Source organism: Agromyces ramosus (assembly GCF_004216665.1).
GTDB classification, from domain to species: Bacteria; Actinomycetota; Actinomycetes; order Actinomycetales; family Microbacteriaceae; genus Agromyces; species Agromyces ramosus.
This window is the reverse complement of record NZ_SGWY01000002.1, coordinates 758,765-776,428: the sequence shown is the minus strand read 5'-3', so window position 1 is coordinate 776,428 and position 17,664 is coordinate 758,765. Positions and strand designations below refer to the sequence as shown.

At 70.2% G+C, this 17,664-nt stretch carries 17 protein-coding genes; 6 read left to right on the top strand and 11 right to left on the bottom strand.

From position 1 onward, the window contains the following. Positions 1-8: 8 nt before the first annotated feature. Positions 9-1,007 (top strand): NAD(P)H-dependent flavin oxidoreductase, encoded by a 999-nt coding sequence (locus EV187_RS10230; RefSeq protein WP_130352931.1) that lies wholly within the window; start codon positions 9-11, stop codon positions 1,005-1,007. Positions 1,008-1,252: 245 nt separating this feature from the next. Here EV187_RS10230 and EV187_RS10225 read toward each other — a convergent pair whose 3' ends face one another. The 3 genes from EV187_RS10225 to EV187_RS10215 all read right to left on the bottom strand — a co-directional run bounded on the left by EV187_RS10225 (position 1,253) and on the right by EV187_RS10215 (position 4,928). After that, positions 1,253-3,643, bottom strand: coding sequence for an ATP-binding cassette domain-containing protein (locus EV187_RS10225; RefSeq protein ID WP_130352930.1), 2,391 nt, complete (start codon positions 3,641-3,643; stop codon positions 1,253-1,255). Positions 3,644-3,747: 104 nt separating this feature from the next. Beyond that, positions 3,748-4,365, bottom strand: a complete 618-nt coding sequence (locus EV187_RS10220) for a hypothetical protein (RefSeq protein ID WP_130352929.1) — start codon at positions 4,363-4,365, stop codon at positions 3,748-3,750. A 179-nt stretch (positions 4,366-4,544) separates the two neighbouring features. Then, on the bottom strand, positions 4,545-4,928 hold the full coding sequence (locus tag EV187_RS10215) for an META domain-containing protein (protein WP_130352928.1): 384 nt from the start codon (positions 4,926-4,928) through the stop codon (positions 4,545-4,547). 232 nt (positions 4,929-5,160) lie between these two features. Between EV187_RS10215 and EV187_RS10210 the strand changes: the two genes are divergently transcribed. Then, positions 5,161-5,778, top strand: a complete 618-nt coding sequence (locus EV187_RS10210) for an HdeD family acid-resistance protein (RefSeq protein ID WP_130352927.1) — start codon at positions 5,161-5,163, stop codon at positions 5,776-5,778. Positions 5,779-5,859: 81 nt separating this feature from the next. On the opposite strand, the gene EV187_RS10205 is transcribed toward EV187_RS10210, so the two are convergent. Next, on the bottom strand, positions 5,860-6,627 hold the full coding sequence (locus EV187_RS10205) for an SDR family oxidoreductase (RefSeq protein ID WP_130352926.1): 768 nt from the start codon (positions 6,625-6,627) through the stop codon (positions 5,860-5,862). 134 nt (positions 6,628-6,761) lie between these two features. Here EV187_RS10205 and EV187_RS10200 point away from each other — a divergent pair, with 134 nt between their 5' ends. From EV187_RS10200 to EV187_RS10185, 4 genes are all read left to right on the top strand, one after another. Continuing rightward, on the top strand, positions 6,762-7,235 hold the full coding sequence (locus tag EV187_RS10200; RefSeq protein ID WP_130352925.1) for an NfeD family protein: 474 nt from the start codon (positions 6,762-6,764) through the stop codon (positions 7,233-7,235). Continuing rightward, the gene (locus EV187_RS10195) at positions 7,232-8,188 is read left to right on the top strand and encodes an SPFH domain-containing protein (RefSeq protein WP_130352924.1); all 957 of its coding nucleotides are present in this window, start codon (positions 7,232-7,234) and stop codon (positions 8,186-8,188) included. Before EV187_RS10200 ends, EV187_RS10195 begins: the two co-directional genes overlap by 4 nt. A 5-nt stretch (positions 8,189-8,193) precedes the next feature. Further along, on the top strand, positions 8,194-8,946 hold the full coding sequence (locus tag EV187_RS10190) for a glycerophosphodiester phosphodiesterase family protein (RefSeq protein ID WP_130352923.1): 753 nt from the start codon (positions 8,194-8,196) through the stop codon (positions 8,944-8,946). Positions 8,947-9,031: 85 nt separating this feature from the next. Further along, positions 9,032-9,397 (top strand): RNA polymerase-binding protein RbpA, encoded by a 366-nt coding sequence (locus EV187_RS10185; protein WP_130352922.1) that lies wholly within the window; start codon positions 9,032-9,034, stop codon positions 9,395-9,397. 6 nt (positions 9,398-9,403) lie between these two features. On the opposite strand, the gene lnt is transcribed toward EV187_RS10185, so the two are convergent. The 7 genes from lnt to EV187_RS18725 form a co-directional block, all read right to left on the bottom strand. Continuing rightward, positions 9,404-10,951, bottom strand: a complete 1,548-nt coding sequence (gene lnt, locus EV187_RS10180) for an apolipoprotein N-acyltransferase (RefSeq protein WP_130352921.1) — start codon at positions 10,949-10,951, stop codon at positions 9,404-9,406. Positions 10,952-10,981: 30 nt separating this feature from the next. Beyond that, the gene (locus EV187_RS10175) at positions 10,982-13,411 is read right to left on the bottom strand and encodes a DEAD/DEAH box helicase (RefSeq protein ID WP_130352920.1); all 2,430 of its coding nucleotides are present in this window, start codon (positions 13,409-13,411) and stop codon (positions 10,982-10,984) included. Between the two features lie 12 nt (positions 13,412-13,423). Next, on the bottom strand, positions 13,424-14,221 hold the full coding sequence (gene tatC, locus EV187_RS10170; RefSeq protein WP_341272752.1) for a twin-arginine translocase subunit TatC: 798 nt from the start codon (positions 14,219-14,221) through the stop codon (positions 13,424-13,426). A 5-nt stretch (positions 14,222-14,226) separates the two neighbouring features. Further along, on the bottom strand, positions 14,227-14,505 hold the full coding sequence (gene tatA / locus EV187_RS10165; RefSeq protein ID WP_130352919.1) for a twin-arginine translocase TatA/TatE family subunit: 279 nt from the start codon (positions 14,503-14,505) through the stop codon (positions 14,227-14,229). 92 nt (positions 14,506-14,597) lie between these two features. After that, complete coding sequence (locus EV187_RS10160; protein WP_130352918.1) at positions 14,598-15,623, bottom strand: helix-turn-helix transcriptional regulator; 1,026 nt, start codon at positions 15,621-15,623, stop codon at positions 14,598-14,600. After that, entirely contained in the window at positions 15,623-16,642 is a 1,020-nt protein-coding gene (locus tag EV187_RS10155; RefSeq protein WP_130352917.1) for a helix-turn-helix transcriptional regulator, read from the bottom strand. The genes EV187_RS10160 and EV187_RS10155 overlap by 1 nt, the downstream gene beginning before the upstream one ends. 49 nt (positions 16,643-16,691) lie before the next feature. Further along, a complete protein-coding gene (locus EV187_RS18725; RefSeq protein WP_130352916.1) occupies positions 16,692-17,636 on the bottom strand; it encodes an FKBP-type peptidyl-prolyl cis-trans isomerase in 945 nt (314 codons plus the stop codon). Positions 17,637-17,664: the final 28 nt, after the last annotated feature.

Genomic DNA, 17,664 nt, shown 5'->3' with positions numbered 1-17,664 from the left:
CTCGAGCCATGATCAGGACCACGTTCTCCGAGCTGTTGGGCATCGACGTGCCGATCGTGCAGGCTCCGATCGGTGCCGCGAGCACGGCACAGCTCGTGGCAGCCGTTTCCGACGCGGGTGGGCTCGGGATGCTCTCGGGGAGCTGGCGCGAGCCCGACGAACTGCGCGCGCTGATCGCCGACATCCAGAGCCGGACTGAACGGGCGTTCGGCGTGAACCTGGGGCTCGCGTGGGACCAGGCCGAGCGACTCGCCATCTGCCTCGATGCCGGTGTCCCGGTGGTGTCATTCTTCTGGGGTGACCCGTCGACGTTCGTCGAGGAGGTGCACGCCGCCGGTGCGGTCGTGATGCAGACCATCGGCAGCGCGGAGGATGCCCGGCGGCAGGTGGCGAACGGCGTGGACGTCCTGGTCGCCCAGGGCTGGGAGGCAGGAGGGCATGTGTGGGGCGAGGTCGCCACGATGGCGCTCATCCCGGCGGTCGTGGACGCGGCCGGGTCCGTGCCCGTGATCGCCGCAGGGGGCATCGGTGATGGACGTGGAATGGCGGCCGCCCTCGCACTCGGCGCGCAGGGTGTCTGGCTCGGCACGCGTTTCCTGGCGAGCATCGAGTCCGCGGCTCACCACGTCTACAAGGGCGCCGTCATCGCCGCCGATGAGGCCGCGACCGCCTACACGACACTGTTCGACGGCGGATGGGCGGCGCCGCACCGCGTTCTGCGGAACAGCACCTACCGAGCGTGGGAGGCTGCCGGACGCCCGGCACAGGGCCGACGGCCCGGTGAGGATGAGCAGCTTGCGACGAACGCCGATGGGTCGGCCGTTCGCCGGTACGACGACGCCAAGCCGGTGGAGGGGATCTCCGGCGACGTGGAGGCGCTCTCGCTCTATGCGGGCCAGAGTGCCGGACTCGTGCACGACGTGAGGCCGTCGGCGCAGATCGTGTTCGACCTCGCGGACGAGGCCGAGCGCGCCCTTCGCCGGGCGTTGTCCACATTCGGCGAGTGATCCGACCGGGCCCCATGGAGCTCGGTCGCGGAGCACGTGCGGGTGGCAGTCGTCGGGGCCGTTGCGGATCACGCGCGACAGCTCGAGCCTGGTCGTGACCTTCTCCTGGTGGAGGCCTCCCCCGACGGCGAGGCCCCCCGCGCCACCGCGCTGTTGCGCATCACGCGGCTGGTGATGAGCTCGCCCCTGCGGCCGGTATCCAGTGATCTCGAGCCGCTGTCTGCCCCCGTCCGCGTGCCCGACGGTCAGGCGCCGACGTAGTCCGCGAGATGCTCGCCCGTCAGGGTCGACCGCTTGGCGACGAGGTCGGCGGGCGTGCCCTCGAAGACGACCAGCCCGCCGTCGTGGCCGGCGCCCGGTCCGAGGTCGATGATCCAGTCGGCGTGCGCCATGACCGCCTGGTGGTGCTCGATCACGATCACCGACTTCCCGGAGTCCACGAGCCGATCAAGCAGGCCGAGGAGGTTCTCCACGTCGGCGAGGTGCAGGCCGGTCGTCGGCTCGTCGAGGATGTAGACGCCGCCCTTCTCGCCCATGTGCGTCGCGAGCTTCAGACGCTGCCGCTCGCCGCCCGACAGCGTGGTGAGCGGCTGGCCGATGGTGAGGTAGCCGAGCCCGACGTCCGCGAGCCGCTGCAGGATCGTGTGCGCCGCCGGGATCCGGCTCTCACCGGAGGCGAAGAACTCCTCGGCCTCCTCGACCGACATCCCGAGGACCTCGCTGATGTCGCGACCGCCGAGGTGGTACTCGAGCACGGATGCGTCGAACCGCTTGCCTTCGCACACCTCGCAGGTGCTCGACACGCCCGCCATCGGTCCGAGGTCGGTGTAGATCACCCCAGCCCCGTTGCAGTTCGGGCAGGCACCCTCGGAGTTTGCGCTGAACAACGCGGGCTTCACGCCGTTGGCCTTCGCGAACGCCTTCCGGATCGGCTCGAGCAGCCCGGTGTACGTCGCCGGATTGCTCCGCCGCGATCCCTTGATGCCGCCCTGGTCGATCGCGACCACGCCGTCGCGCCCGGCGACCGACCCGTGGATCAGCGAGCTCTTGCCGGAGCCGGCGACGCCCGTCACCACGACGAGCACCCCGAGGGGGACATCGACGTCGACGTCCCGCAGGTTGTTGGCGTCGGCACCGCGCACCTCGATCGCACCCGACGGCTCACGCACCGTCGACTTCACCGCGGCCCGGTCGTCGAGGTGCCGGCCGGTGAGGGTGCCGCTGGAGCGCAGCTCCTCGATGGTTCCCTCGAACACCACCTCTCCCCCGGCGGCGCCGGCGAGGGGACCGAGGTCGACGACGTGGTCGGCGATCGCGATCGCCTCGGGCTTGTGCTCCACCACCAGCACGGTGTTGCCCTTGTCGCGGAGCTGCAGCAGCAGTCGGTTCATCCGCTCGATGTCGTGCGGATGGAGGCCCACGGTGGGCTCGTCGAACACGTACGTGACATCGGTCAGCGACGACCCGAGGTGGCGGATCATCTTCGTGCGCTGCGCTTCGCCGCCCGACAGCGTTCCCGACGCCCGGTCGAGCGAGAGGTAGCCGAGGCCGATCGCCACGAAGGAGTCGAAGAGGCGGCGCAGGTTCGCCAGCAGCGGTGCGACGGATGGCTCATCGAGGGACGCGACCCACTCCGCCAGGTCGCTGATCTGCATCGCGCACGCGTCGGCGATGCTCACGCCCGCGATCTTCGACGACCGAGCGCCCTCGTTGAGCCGAGTGCCGCCGCACTCGGGGCACGCGGCGAACGTGACCGCCCGCTCGACGAACGCGCGGATGTGCGGCTGCAGGGCGTCGACGTCCTTGGAGAGCATCGACTTCTGGACCTTGGGGACGAGGCCCTCGTACGTGATGTTGATGCCGGACACCTTGACCTTGGTCGGCTCCTTGTAGAGCAGGTCGTGCAGCTCGGACTCGGTGAAGTCGCGGATCGGCTTGGCGGGGTCGAAGAAGCCCGACTCCGCGTACATCTTCACGGCCCATCCGTCGGCCGTGTAACCGGGCACGGTGATGGCGCCCTCCGTGATCGCCTTCGAGGCGTCGTAGATCTGCGCGAGATCGATGTCGGACACGGTGCCCATGCCCTCGCAGCGCGGACACATGCCGCCGAGCTGGCTGAAGTCGCGCTGGAGCGTCGTGCCACCGGTGCCGCCGCGCTCGATCGTGATCGAGCCGCTCCCCTGCACGCTCGGGATGTTGAAGGAGAACGCCTGCGGCGAGCCGATGTGCGGTTGCCCGAGACGGCTGAAGAGGATGCGCAGCATCGCATTGGCGTCGGTGACGGTGCCGACGGTCGACCGCGCGTTGGCGCCCATCCGCTCCTGGTCGACGATGATCGCAGTGGTCAGTCCCTCGAGCACGTCGACATCCGGTCGGGCCAGCGAGGGCATGAAGCCCTGCACGAAGGCGCTGTAGGTCTCGTTGATCATCCGCTGCGACTCCGCGGCGATGGTGGCGAACACGAGCGAGCTCTTACCCGAGCCGGAGACGCCGGTGAACACGGTGAGCCGGCGCTTGGGCAATTCGACGCTGACGTCTTTGAGGTTGTTCTCCCGTGCGCCCTGCACGCGGATCACGTCGTGGCTGTCGGCATCGCGGGGTGCGGGCTGCGCGTCGGTGCTCGCGGGCATGCTCATCGTGTCTCCATCCGTCGTCGGGGGCAGCCCGCCGACAACGCCATCGACGCGCCCCTGCTCGATCTAACCAGCTTCGCGCAGACCAGCCTCGCGCAGGCAGCCGATCAGTTCGAGGTGCCCAGGAGCTCGGCGGCGTAGCCCCAGCAGCCGGCGTCCTCCCAGCGGTACTCGGCGCCGAGCGCGCTGTCGCCGTGGAGTGCGAGCTCCCACGCGGCCCTCGCCTCGCCGACGAGGTGCGTCGGCATCCCGCCGGGCGTGCCCGCCCCCCTCCACCACTCCCAGTACAGGTACTCCTGGCCGACGCCGGCCATGCAGTCGCGCACGACCTGCTGGAACGCCAGCCACTCCAGCTGCTCCGAAGTGAACGACTCGTCGCCGACATCGTTTGACTCGGGTGCGGGAACCGCGTCGCCGTCGGGAGCCGTCCCGACGTCGAGCGGCACCGTCGCGTCGGGCGACTCCGCCCGCGTGTCGGCGGTCTCGAACTCGGCCGGCGCGGGATGCGAGGTCGGCGGCGATGCGGTCGGGTGCAGCCGCCGCGCGTCGAGCGACCCTGCACCGATCTGCCCGGCATCGCGCTCGATGCTCGACGCACCGCTCGCAACCGACACCCGCTCGACGGTCGCGGGCTGCGCCCCCGCAACCGCCGCAACGACGCCGCCGATGACCACCGCACCCATGACACCGCCCAGCACCGCTCGCCAGGTCCCAGATCGTCGCATTCCCGCCTCCCCGTCGAGGCCACGGTGGCCACGTCGTCAGGGTAGTGATCGGGAGATCGCGAGGAAAGAGGGATCGCCCTCTTGACGAGACGCGTCGAGCCCGATACGACCCGGTCCGCCCGGTGTCGAACACCCGCGAAGCGGCAAACCGTCCGCCGGCCGGTCGGCGCGATCGATCGTCAGTCGGTGCGCTCGAGCTGGCCGATCTCCGCGCCGTCTTGGCCGAGGATCGTCATCGTCGACCCGGAGATCGATGCCTGGCTGAGCTGGTCGAGCCAGACGTCGACGTCGGGGCACGCCATGCGCGTCGAGGCGACGGAGCCGAAGGAGACGAGGTCGTCGTCCTCGAGCTCCCACGATCCCGAGAGCTGGTTGCAGCCGTCCGTGCCGGTGAGCTTTCCGCCGTCGGCGAGCGTGAGCGATGGGGCGTCCGCGTCGCTGGACTCCGCCCAGGTGCCCACGGGGTCGATGGAGCCACCGCCGGAGCTGGTCGCGCAGCCACTGAGCGCGACGGCGGCCAGCACGATGAGCGCGGCGGCGAACGGAGCACGAATCCGAGTCATGCTCGAAAGTGTAGCCCCGCCGTTGCGGGGCAGGCGGGTCCGTTCAGGGCGGGTGTCGCGGCCCGTGCCTGTGCGTTCCCTGAGCGCGAGGCGCGCCTCCCACTCCCCTGCGTCGCACTCGAAGCGCGGCGACGCGCATGACGCGCGCGTTCACATCCGACGCTCAGGGGTTGCGTGGGAATAGCCTGACACCTGCAACGCACCATGTCGTCGCCCTCAGAAAGGACATCTCATGTCTTCGCCGCAGTCCAATACGGTCTTCGCCGCGTTCTCGCTGGATTCAGCGGACCTGTCGAAGGCCGCGATCAACACCGTGCGCACCACCCTCGGCATCACCGGCGCCGTCTCCCTCATCGTCGGCATCCTGATCACGTTCTGGCCGAAGGACTCGGCGGTCGTGATCACCGTGATCCTCGGGATCTACTTCATCATCGCCGGGCTCGCCTACGCCGGCCTCGGCATCTTCTCGAAGGGGATCTCCGGCGGCGCGAGGACGCTCGACATCATCCTCGGCATCCTGTTCGTGGTCGGCGGTGTCATCGTGCTCGCGAACCCGTCGGACTCGGCGGTCGTGCTCGGCATCTTCCTCGGCATCCTGATCGGGATCCTGTGGATCGTGGAGGGCATCGTGGCGCTCGTGCAGTCGAGCGACGCCCCGTCGAAGGGATGGGCGATCTTCTTCGGCATCCTGAGCGTCGTCGCGGGCATCGTGCTGCTGTTCTCCCCGCTGTGGGGCGCGGTCATCCTGTTCATCATCGCCGGCATCAGCCTGATCGTGCTCGGGATCATCCAGATCGTGCGCGCCTTCACCTTCGGGCGCGGCGCGAAGAACGCGCCCGCCACCGCGTAGCACCGCGGCATCCGACGACGAAGGCCGGTCCGGAGCGCACGACGCTTCGCGACCGGCCTTCATCGTGACCGGGGTGCAGGTTCAGCTCTCGGCGACGAACCCCGAGGTGTCGCCGACGTAGCGCGTGTGATCGGCGGGCACCGGGTCGACGGCGGCCGAGGCGACCTCGGCCGCGAACTCCGAGACGTTGTACAGGCGGCCGGCGTCCTGCTTGCGCGCTTCGATCGCGCCCGGATTCGCGCGCTCGAGCAGCGTGGCGGTGATGGTGCCCTCGATCATGTCGCCCGAGACGACGACGAACTCGAACCCGGCGGCCTCGAGCTCGGGCAGCTTGGCGCGCAGGGCGTCTTCGCCGGCGCGCTTCGACAGGGCCACCGGCTCGTACTCGGGCATGGTGGGCGTGGTGCGGATGAAGTGGGCCTGGTGGCTGGTCACGAACACGATGCGGGCGCCGGGAGCGAGGTGCGGCAGCGCTCCCTCGAGCACGTTGACCTGGGCGTCGCGGTTGAGCCGCATCGCGTAGTCCTCCCCCATGCCCGACTCCATGCCGCCGGAGGCATTGAGCACGAGGACGTCGATGGGCCCGAGCTCGGCCACGGTGCGCTCGAACATCGCCCCGACGGATGCCGCGTCGGTGAGGTCGGCGCCGACCGCGATCGCGCGGCCGCCCGCCTCGGTCACCTCGGCGACGACCTTCTCCGCCCGGGGCGCCTTGCTGCGATAGTTCACGACGACGGCGGCGCCCGCGCCGGCGAGGAAGCGCACGGTGTCGGCTCCGATGCCGCGTGACGATCCCGTCACGAGGGCGACGCGTCCGTCGAGCGATCCGGGGGCGAGTGGGCTGGTCACGGCGGGGACTCCTCGAAGCATCTGGATAGGGGCCTGCAGGCCCTCGGCGGTGCGCCGAACCGAGACTATCAACTCCACCCGCCGCGGCATCCGCCCTGCTAGTTTCGAAGCGGGGCGCGTGCGAAGGAGACCGAATGGATGTGCTGACCCAGTACGCGTGGATCGTCTGGCTGGTGCTGATCCTGGTGTTCGCGACGATCGAGGTGTTCACACTCGAGATGACGTTCCTCATGCTGGCTCTCGGCAGTGTCGCCGGCCTGCTCTCCGGACTGTTCGGCATCCCGTGGTGGGCCCAGTTCATCGTCGCCGCCGTCGTGGCGGTGGCGCTCATCCTCACGCTCCGGCCACCGCTGCTGCGGATGCTCCGGCGCGGCGGTGATCCCGCCCGCAGCAACATCGACGCGCTCATCGGGGCGGAGGGCTCGGTCGTCCGCACCGTCACGTCGTCGAGCGGGCAGGTTCGTCTCCAGAATGGAGAGGTCTGGACGTCACGCCTCTCCCCCATCACCGAGCAGGCGGATGTGGCGGTCGGCGAGCGGGTGCTCGTGACCGGCATCGATGGTGCGACGGCCGTCGTCGTGCCCGTTGAGAGGAGCACCCCGCAGTGACCGATATCGACGTCGGGACCATCGTCCTGGCGGTCATCATCCTCGTCATCGTCATCTTCGTGATCGTCGTGCTCGCGAAGTCCATCCGCATCATCCCGCAGGCCTATTCGGGCATCGTCGAGCGGCTGGGCCGCTATCACAAGACCCTCTCCCCCGGCCTGAACATCCTCATCCCGTTCATCGACCGGCTTCGTCCGCTCGTCGACATGCGCGAGACGGTCGTCTCCTTCCCGCCCCAGCCGGTCATCACCGAGGACAACCTGGTCGTCTCCATCGACACGGTCGTGTACTTCCAAGTGACCGATGCCCGGGCGGCGACCTACGAGATCGCGAACTACATCGGCGCGGTCGAGCAGCTCACCACGACCACGCTCCGCAACGTGGTCGGCGGCCTCAACCTCGAGGAGGCGCTCACCTCACGCGACAACATCAACGGGCAGCTGCGCGTCGTCCTCGACGAGGCGACCGGCAAGTGGGGCATCCGGGTCGGCCGCGTGGAGCTGAAGGCGATCGATCCGCCCCACTCCATCCAGGACTCGATGGAGAAGCAGATGCGCGCCGAGCGCGATCGACGCGCACTCATCCTCACCGCGGAAGGCACCAAGCAGTCGGCGATCCTCACGGCAGAGGGCGCCCGACAGGCCGCGATCCTCGAGGCGGAGGGCGACGCCAAGGCCGCCGTGCTGCGCGCACAGGGCGAAGCCGAGGCGATCCTCACGGTCTTCGACGCCATCCACAAGGGCGACGCGGATCCCAAGCTGCTCGGCTACCAGTACCTGCAGATGCTGCCGCAGATCGCGCAGGGCCCGGCCAACAAGCTGTGGATCATCCCGAGCGAGCTGACCGAGGCGCTCAAGGGCATCGGCACGGCGTTCACGCCGCAGTCGGGCGCGACGACGGATGCCCCGGCGCCGCCGCCCGCATCGGGTGCCACGCCGACCGCCCGGCCCTGACCGGCGTGCCCTCGACGTACTTCGATCCGCCGAGGCCGCGCGTGCTCGCGCACCGCGGCCTCGCGCTCGAGGCACCGGAGAACACGCTGCTCTCGTTCGCCCACGCGGTGGGTGTCGGCGCGTCGTACCTCGAGACCGACGTGCACCTCACGGCCGACGGCGTCGCCGTGGTGTCGCACGATCCGTCGCTACGGCGGGTTGCGGGGCGAGACGTCGACGTGTCGAGGCTGACCATGGCCGAGCTCCGTCGCGTCGACCTCGGGCACGGGCAGGGCTACTGCTCGCTGGAGGAGGCCCTCGACGCATTCGGCGAGACTCGGTTCAACATCGACGTCAAGGCGGAGACCGCCGTCGGGGCGACCGTCGACGCGGTGCAGCGCACCCGGGCGGGCGCGCGCGTGCTCCTCACGAGCTTCTCGGATCGCCGTCGCCGTCGCCTCGGCGAGCTCGTGCCCGACGCCGTGACCTCGGCCGGCCGCGCCGGTGTCATCCGTGCCCGCCGCGCGGCGTTCGCCGGAGCGGACGCACTTCGACGTGCGCTTCGCGGCGCGGCCGCGCTCCAGGTTCCGGAACGCGTCGGGCCGGTGCGATTCGTCACGTCGCGCTTCGTCGAGCGCGTGCACGAGGCGGGGGTCGAGGTGCACGTCTGGACGGTGAACGACCCCGCCGACATGGTGCGGCTGCTGGACCTCGGCGTCGATGGGCTGGTGACCGATCGCGCCGACCTCGCCCTGCCGCTCGTGGCCGGTCGAAGCTGAGAATTCCCCGGCAATCACCCAGTCGTTGGAAGGGGAATGCCCAGCTTGATCGTTTATACCTATAGACGATCGAGAGGAGTACGCCATGGCGGACCGGAGCCTTCGGGGCATGCGAATCGGCGCGCAGAGCCTGCAGAGCGAGGACGGCGTGATCTTCGCCGACCGCGCCGACTACACGTACCGCTGTGCCACGTGCAGCCGCGAGACGGTGATGACCTTCTCGACCGAAGCCGAGCTCCCCGAGAGCTGGGAGTGCCGCTACTGCGGTGCCGCGGCCACCCTCCTCGTCGACTCCCAGCCGGTCGAGATCGACCGCTCGGGCGAGAAGGTCGCCCGCACCCACTGGGACATGCTGCTCGAGCGTCGTACCCGCGCCGAGCTCGAGGAGCTGCTCGAGGAGCGACTCCAGTACCTGCGTGCTCGCCGCGGCCAGCAGAAGATCGGCGCGTAGCCTCCGTCAGCCCTCGGAGTCGACCTCGCGACGTGACCGTCGTCGGGCGAGGACGCCCGCCGCGACGAGGCCGCCCAACGACGCGGCCACGATCAGGAACGGCACGGTTCCGCCGAGGACGACCGACGGCGTCAGGCCTTCGCGCAACTCGACGTCGGTGACCATCGCCCCCTGCTCGTAGGCCGGGAGGGCGTCCATGGTGCGCCCGGTCGGGTCGATGACCTGGCTGGTGCCGACGGTGGAGATGTTCACCACGGATCGGCCCGTCTCGATCGCCCGCAGGCGCGCGATCGCGAGCTGCTGCTGGTTCTCGTCGGTGCCGGTGAAGTCGGCATTGTTCGTCTGGAACATGTACAGTTCTGCGCCGTCGCGCGCGCCCTCCCAGATCAGCTCGTCGTAGATCACGTCGAAGCAGATCGCGAGGCCCGTGACGGTGCTGCCCAGGTCGAACACCGGCGCGTTGGTGCCCGGGGTGTAGCCGCGCTGGATGAGGCCGATGAGGTCGGGGGCGAGCGGCTCCCAGAACGCCCGGTCGGGGATGTACTCGCCAAACGGCACCGGATTGCGCTTGTCGTAGCTGTCGACGGCGCCTTCGCCGGCGCGCCACAGCAGGGACGTGTTGAAGAACTCGTCGTCGCGCGTCGTCACGGTGTTCAACACGACCGGCGCACCGAGCCGCTCGCTCAGGTCGTCGAAGGTGTCGGCGACATCGGGGCTGCGCGTCGGGTCGAGGTCGGAGCCGCCCTCGGGCCAGAGCAGCACGTCGACGCCCGGCTCGTCGAGGATCGGTTCGGTGGCGTCGAGCTGGGCCTCCAGCACGTCGCCGGGAGCGCGCTCGTCGAAGTACCCCGCCGGGCCGTTGCCCTGCACGCTCGCCACGCGGATCTCCCCCGTCGTCGTCGTCGGCCACGCCGGCAGCAGCAGCGCAACCAGCGCGAGCGCCGTCACCGGGATGGCCGACCGCAGGTCCTGCCACCCGCGCAGGCGCACCCACTCGATGACGCCCGCGACGATCGCGACCATGACGAACCCGAGCCCAGTCGACCCGACCCAGGAGACGATGTCGGCGAACGGGCTCTCGGACTGGCTGAGCGCGGCGCGGCCCCACGGGAACCCGCCGTACGGGATCGAGCCCGTCGCCGCCTCGCGCACGCACCAGAGCCCTGCGACGAGCAGCGGCAGCCAGAGGAGGCGCACCCAGCGCGACGTGCTCGCCCTCGGGACCCACCGGTAGGCGAGCGCGATGAGCACGGCGCCTCCGGCGACGATGAGCGACTCGAGCACCGACAGGGCGAGCCATGGCACGGGCCCGAGGTACAGGGTCGTCCACGACACGTGCTGCAGGTAGAACGCCATGCCGAACGCGAAGCCGACGAGCGCGGCCGACCATGAGGTCCGGCCGATCAGGCTGACGAGGGCGAGCGCGATTCCGGCGAAGGCGAGCGGCCAGATGCCCGCATCCGGGAAGCCGAGGTCGTAGACGAGTCCGCCCGCGATCGCCACGAGCACCGCGACCCACAACGGCAGCAGGGGACGCGGATCGTTCTCGGGCACCAGATCAGCCTAGGCGACGCGACCGGTCGATCATGCGACCGAACCGTAGGCGACCACGCCTCGCCGGACGGCGTCGATCGCCGCGCGCGCCGTCGCGCCGAGCTCGGCATCCGCCACGATCGAGACCTGGTCGAGCAGGTCGACGACCTGCTTCGTGAGCCGCACGAAGTCGCCCGCCGCGAGCTCGGTGTCGGCGAGGACCTGGCCGAGGCCCGCGCCGCTCGCCCAGGCGTGCATGGCGGTGGCCAGCGCCGGCGACGGTTGGTCGCTGCCGGCGAGCCGGTGGTCGCGCTCGAGGTCGTCGAGCTCGCTCCAGACATCCGTGGTGCGTTCGAACGCCGCACGGAAGCGTCCGCGGGGCAGGCGGAACTGCTCGCCGCGATCGTCACGTCGTGGTTCGTACACGAGGGCCGCCGCCATGGCCGCGAGCGACGGCACGTCGAGGCCGTCCCAGAAGCCCTGCCGCAGGCACTCGGCGACGAGGAGGTCACGTTCTCCGTAGATGCGCTTCAGGATGCGTCCCGCCGACGTCGAGACGAGCGAGCCATGCCGATCGCGCTCGAGGTAGCCGAGCTGCTCGAGCACCTCGGCGACCCGGTCGAATCGCTTGGCGACCTGCCCCGTGCGCGTGCGGATCTGCCGGGACAGCTGGTCGTGCTCCTGCTTCAGGCGCCACCAACGCTCGGCCCACCGCGCGTGCTGCTCGCGCTCGGCGCAGCCGTGGCACGGATGCGCCCGCATCGCCTTGCGGGCCTCGCCGAGCTCGCGCTGCAGCCGCTCGCGCTGCGCGTGCGTCGGATTGCCCTTCGACGTCTGCCGCTCGAGCTCTCCGATACGGCGTCGGAGCGCAGCGTACTCGCCGAAATCACCAAGGTGGCAGCGCATGGCCTCCTCGTAACCGGCCATCGACTCCTCCTGCTTGCGCAGCGTCCGCGCCAGGTCGACCACCGCCCGGTCGGCCTGGAACTGCGCGAACGAGAGCTCGAGGATCTGCCTCGTGCGCTCCCGGCCGAACTGGTCGACGAGGTTCACGGCCATGTTGTAGGTCGGCTTGAAGCTGGAGTTCAGGGGGTAGCTGCGCCGCGAGGCCAATGCAGCCACCGCCTCGGGATCGAGGCCGTCGACCCACTGGATGACGGAGTGGCCCTCCACGTCGATTCCACGGCGGCCCGCTCGACCGGTCAGCTGCGTGTACTCCCCCGGCGTGATCGGCACCCGGGCCTCGCCGTTGAACTTCTCGAGCTTCTCGAGCACCACCGAGCGCGCCGGCATGTTGACGCCGAGCGCGAGCGTCTCGGTCGCGAAGACGACCTTCAGGAGCTTCAGCTGGAAGAGCTCCTCGACGACCTCCTTGAAGGCCGGCAGCATGCCGGCGTGGTGCGCGGCCACCCCTCGCTGCAGGCCCTCGAGCCACTCCCAGTAGCCGAGCACCGCGAGGTCCTCGTCCCGAAGCATCCGTGCGCGCTCCTCGACGATGGCTCGGATCTCGTCTCGCTCGGCCGCGTCGGTCAGGCGGATGCCGGAGCGGAGCACCTGGCGCACGGCCTGGTCGCAGCCCGCGCGCGAGAAGATGAAGACGATCGCGGGCAGCAGGTGCTTGCCGTGCAGCAGCTCGATCACGTCGGGGCGCTCGACGCGCCCGCTCCCCGGCGAGGGCTGGTGGTACCTGCCGCGATCGCCGCCGCGGCGCCCGCGTGCCGACCGCGATGAGATCGACCGTCCGCCGGCGCGCGCGAGGCGCTGGAGCTCGGGGTTCACCCGGTTCGTCGCCGCCTGCCCCGACGAGTCGAACAGGTCGATGAGCTTCGCCTTCACGAGCACGTGCTGCTCGAGCGGCACCGGCCGGTCCTCGGACACGATGACGTCGGTATCGCCGCGCACGGCTTGCAGCCAGTCGCCGAACTCCTCGGCGTTCGACACGGTCGCGCTCAGCGAGACGAGCCGAACCTCCTCGGGGAGGTGGATGATGACCTCCTCCCAGACCGCACCGCGGAACCGGTCGGCGAGGTAGTGCACCTCGTCCATCACCACGTACGCCAGCCGGTCGAGCAGCGGCGAGTCGGCATAGAGCATGTTCCGCAGCACCTCGGTGGTCATCACCACGATGCGCGCACCCGAGTTCACGTTCGTGTCACCAGTGAGGAGGCCGACCTCGGCCGCGCCCCACTCGTCGGCGAGCTCCTGGTACTTCTGGTTGCTGAGCGCCTTGATCGGCGTCGTGTAGAAGACCTTCGCGCCGGGCTCCCGCATCGCGAGGAAGACGGCGAACTCGGCCACGACCGTCTTGCCCGCGCCGGTGGGCGCCGCGACGAGCACGCTGCGATCCTCGTCGAGCGCGGCGCACGCGGCGCGTTGGAACGGGTCCAGGTCGAAGCGGAGCCTCGACGCGAACTCGACGAGTCGGGGTTTCCGGCGCTGGTCGCGAGCACTCGCGTATCGTTCGGCCGGTGAGAGGCTCATCACCCCTCCAGCCTAGACAGCCGGTTCGAACTCCAGGCGGTTGCGGCGCTCGACACGGCGATCGTGCAGGTGCGCGATGAACCAGGCCGCGAAGTAGAGGGCGATCATCGGCACGGCGAGCATGAACATCGAGATGATGTCGGCCGACGGGGTCGCGATCGCCGTGAACAGCACGATCACGAGGATGGCCACGCGCCACGACTTGATGATGGCGGCGGCACTGATGACGCCCGCGAAGTTGAGCAGCACGATGAAGACCGGCACGACGAACGCGACGCCGATCGCGATCACGAGCTTCAGCACGAAGTCGATGTACTCCTTCGCCGTGAGCAGCGACTCGCCGCCCTCGGGGACGAAGCTCGTCATGAGCTTCACGATGTTCGGCAGCACGAACCAGCCGGCCGCGCACCCCGCGAAGAACAGCGGGATCGCGGTGGCGAAGAACGCGAGCGTGAACCGGCGTTCCCGCTTGTTGAGCCCGGGCACGAGGAACGCGAACACCTGGTAGAGCCACACCGGGCTCGAGATCACGATGCCGAGCGTGAACGCGATCTGGAGCCGGAGGTCGAATGCGCTCGAGATGGTCGGGAAGATGATCGCCGAGGAGCTTCCCTGCGCCTCGGCCACCCGCTGGACGGGCTCCTGGATGGCTTCCCAGACGGCGACGTCGGTGAGCCACCAGCCCAGCGCGGCGCCGACCACGATCGAGATGGCGGAGATGAAGAGGCGCTTGCGCAGCTCGATGAGATGCGCACCGAGCGACATGCGCTTCTCGCGGTTCTTCTCCCCGCGATCCTTCACCGCGGACATCGGGTTCAGCGGCTCTTGCCGGAATCGGCCTCGTCGGTCTTCGTCGAGCTGACGGTGCCGTCTGCCGCGCTCGTCGTGCTCGCCGCCGCGCCCGTGGTGTTCGCGTCGGCTGCCGGGGTCTCGGTCGTGCCGGACTCGTCCTTCTCGGGACGGACCTCGCTCTTGAGGATCTTCATCGACTGACCGAGGCTACGGGCGAGCGCCGGGAGCTTCGGGGCGCCGAAGAGCAGCAGGATGACCACGAGGATGATCAGCGCGTGCCAACCGGTGAAGCCTTGCCACATGGGTGTTCGTCCGTTCTCGGGAGGGATCGTGACGACAGTCTACCTGTCGCGGGAGCACACTGCCCCAACGAGATGTCCGGCGCCGGTTCGGGTCAGGCCGTGCCGTCGCCGGGGTGAGGCGAGCGCGCGTCGGACTCGGCCGTTCCGTGTTCGGGGTATCCCGCCAGCCCGGCGCTCGCCCAGTCCGCCACCGCTGCACGCGCCTCGGGCGGCGCGACGACGGTGACGAGGCCGGGCAGCCCCGCGACGAGCCGCTTCAGTCCGTGCACGTGCGCGAGGCGGAGCGTGACGCGGAGTCGTCCGTCGACCTCGCGGGAGCTCGAGTCGGCGAGGTAGTCGGACAGCAGCGGCAGGGCCGCCGGGGACACGTCGACGACCACGTCGAGGTCGGATTCCGAGCCCTGGAACAGGGTGTCGGGGACGATGCGGTGCGAGTGGTCGCCGATCGGCTCGTCGGTGAGCACGAGGTCGCTCATGCGGTCGACGCGGAAGTTCCGCACGTCCTCCCGCGTGTGGCAGTACGCCTGCAGGTACCAGTCGGCGTCCTGCGAGATGATGCGCAGCGGGTCGGCCCTGCGGCGGCCGCGCTCGCCCCTGGCGTTGAGGTAGTCGAACTCGAGCTGGCGGCCCTCGGCGACCGCTTCTCGGATGAGGGCGAGGGACGCGTCCGCCTCGGTCTCGGCGACCCCGAGGCGGCTCGGCGCCGACGAGGCACCGGCCGCGAGCTTCGCGCGCAGCGAGGCCAGCGACGCGCTGCCCGCGCTCTCGGGCGAGGCGGAGAGGTACTGGAGCCCGGCCATGAGCGCCGCCGCCTCGCGCGCGGAGAGGCGGGGCGCGTCGTCGATCGCGACGTGGTGCACGATGACGATGACGTCGTCGTCCTCGAACGAGTCCCAGTCGATGTCGAAGAGGTCGTTGGGCTGGTACGTCCCGGTCGACCCGGGCAGTCCCGAGGTCGCGATGAGTCGCACCGCGTCGCGGATCTCCTCCTCGGTCATGCCGAAGTGCTGCGCGGCCTCCGCGACGTCGACGACCCGCCGCTCCAGCAGGTACGGCACGAACGAGAGGAGGAAGACCAGCTTGTCGGGCGCCTTGAGCGGCTTCGAACGCCGGGCCATCACGCGGCACCTCCGCCGCGGTGGGCGGCGACGACGGTCGCGAGGCGCTCGCGCACGGCCTCGCGCAGGGAATCGGGGGCGATGACCCGCACCTCAGGACCGTAGGCCGCGAGCTCGTCGGCGAAGACCGCGACATCCGTGTAGTGCAGGCGGATGACGCCGGCATCCTCGTCGCGCAGCACCGCCCGCCGCCCGAGGCGCACCTCGGCGTCGGACCCGGCGGTGACCGCGAGGTCGGCCGCGTTGCGCGAGCGGAGCTCGTCGAGCTCGGCGAGGACGCGGTCCTGGATGTCGGCCGGCGGAGCGTCGAAGGTCATGCCGGGAACGGGCTCGACGGCTCCGATGATGCGCGAGAGCAGGAACGTGCGCGGGGCCCCGGCGTCACGGTCGAACGCGTGCAGGTGCCACCGGCCCTCGTGGAGCACCACGGCGAGCGGGTCGACGGTGCGTTCGCGCGGAGCGCCCTCGCCGGGCTTGAAGTAGTGGAATCGCACCGACTGGCGGCGGTCGAGCGCCTGCCGCAGCGGCTCGAACGCGGCGTCGCGCACGCGCAGCCGCGGCGCGTAGCCGATCACGGGCTCGCGCGGTTCGATGCCGAGCGAGCGCAGCTTGGTGAGCGCCCGCTGCGAGTCGGCCGAGAGGGATGCCTCGCGCCACACCTCTGCGGCCAGGCCGAGCAGGGCGAGCTCGTCGGGGGTGAATCGCACCTCGTCGGGCAGGTCGTACAGGCCCTTCGGGATGCGGTACCTGAGCGCCTGGTTGTCGCCCGGCCGATCGGGCGACTCGACGGTCTCGAGCGGGATGCCGAGCTCGCGGATGTCGTCCTTGTCACGCTCGAACTGTCGCTCGAGGTTGGCGTTCTGGCCGGAGTCGTCGTAGCGCTCGGCGTAGCCGCGCACCGACGAGAGGATCTCGGACTTCAGGAGCCCCGTCTCGGTGGCGAGCAGCGCCAGGACCAGGCTGAAGAGCCGATCTTCGACCGGGATCCTCGGCTCACCCTTGCGCGATGCACCCGACACAGGAGCGATCATACTGAACGACGGGCGACCGACGGCCGCGCCCGCCGGCTCAGATCACACCCAGGATGTCGATCACGAAGAACAGCGTGGATCCTGCGGGCACCTGGGCGTTGCCCTCGTCGCCGTATCCCTCGGACGGCGGCACGATGACGCCGATCTGCGAGCCGACCTGCTGGCCGACGAGGGCCTTCGAGAAGCCCGGGATGACCTGCGCACCCGAGCCCTCGCCGACCACGAACGTGGCCGGGGCGCCGTTCTGCCAGGACGAGTCGAAGACCGTGTTGTCGTTCCAGAGCACGCCCGTGTAGTGCACGACGACGGCGTCGCCGTCTTCGACGGTCTCGCCGTTCCCCTGCTTCAGGACCTCGGTCTGCAGCTCCTTCGGCGGGTCGTTCTTCGGCACGGTGATGCCGGGGCGGCCGTCGGGCGCGAGCACCACGGCCGGGAAGCCGTCGCGCGTGAGCCGCGCCGCACCGTCGGCGCGGGCCGGGAAGGCGCGCTGCACGTCGATCACGAAGACGAGGCTGTCGTCGGGCGACACGGCGAGCGACTCGTTGCCCTCCTCGCCGAAGGCGTCCTCCGGCGGCACGACCACGGCGACGCGCGAGCCGACCTGCGCGCACTCGAGCGCCTTCTTGAGTCCGGGAAGCGTCGAGTCCGACACGGTGACGGCGATCGGCTCCTCGTCGCCGAAGCCCGCGTACTGGATGTCCTCGCCCGTCGAGCCGTTGAACACGGCCAGGCTGATGAGCGCCTGCTGCCCCTCCTGCAGCCGCTCCCCTTCGCCGGCGATGACCTCGGAGCACTGCGTCTCCTGGGGTGCGAGCGGCGACGGGAACTCGACGCGGGGCTCCTCGCCGAAATCGCCCTCCACGACGACGACGCCGGAGGACTGTCCCGGGGTCGCCTCGGGGGCGGCCGGCGCGGACGAGCATCCGGTGAGGGCCGCGGCGACGATGCCGGCCGTGGCGATGAGCGCGAGTGACGAGCGCACTGATCCTCGATTCTTCGATGGGTCGCGG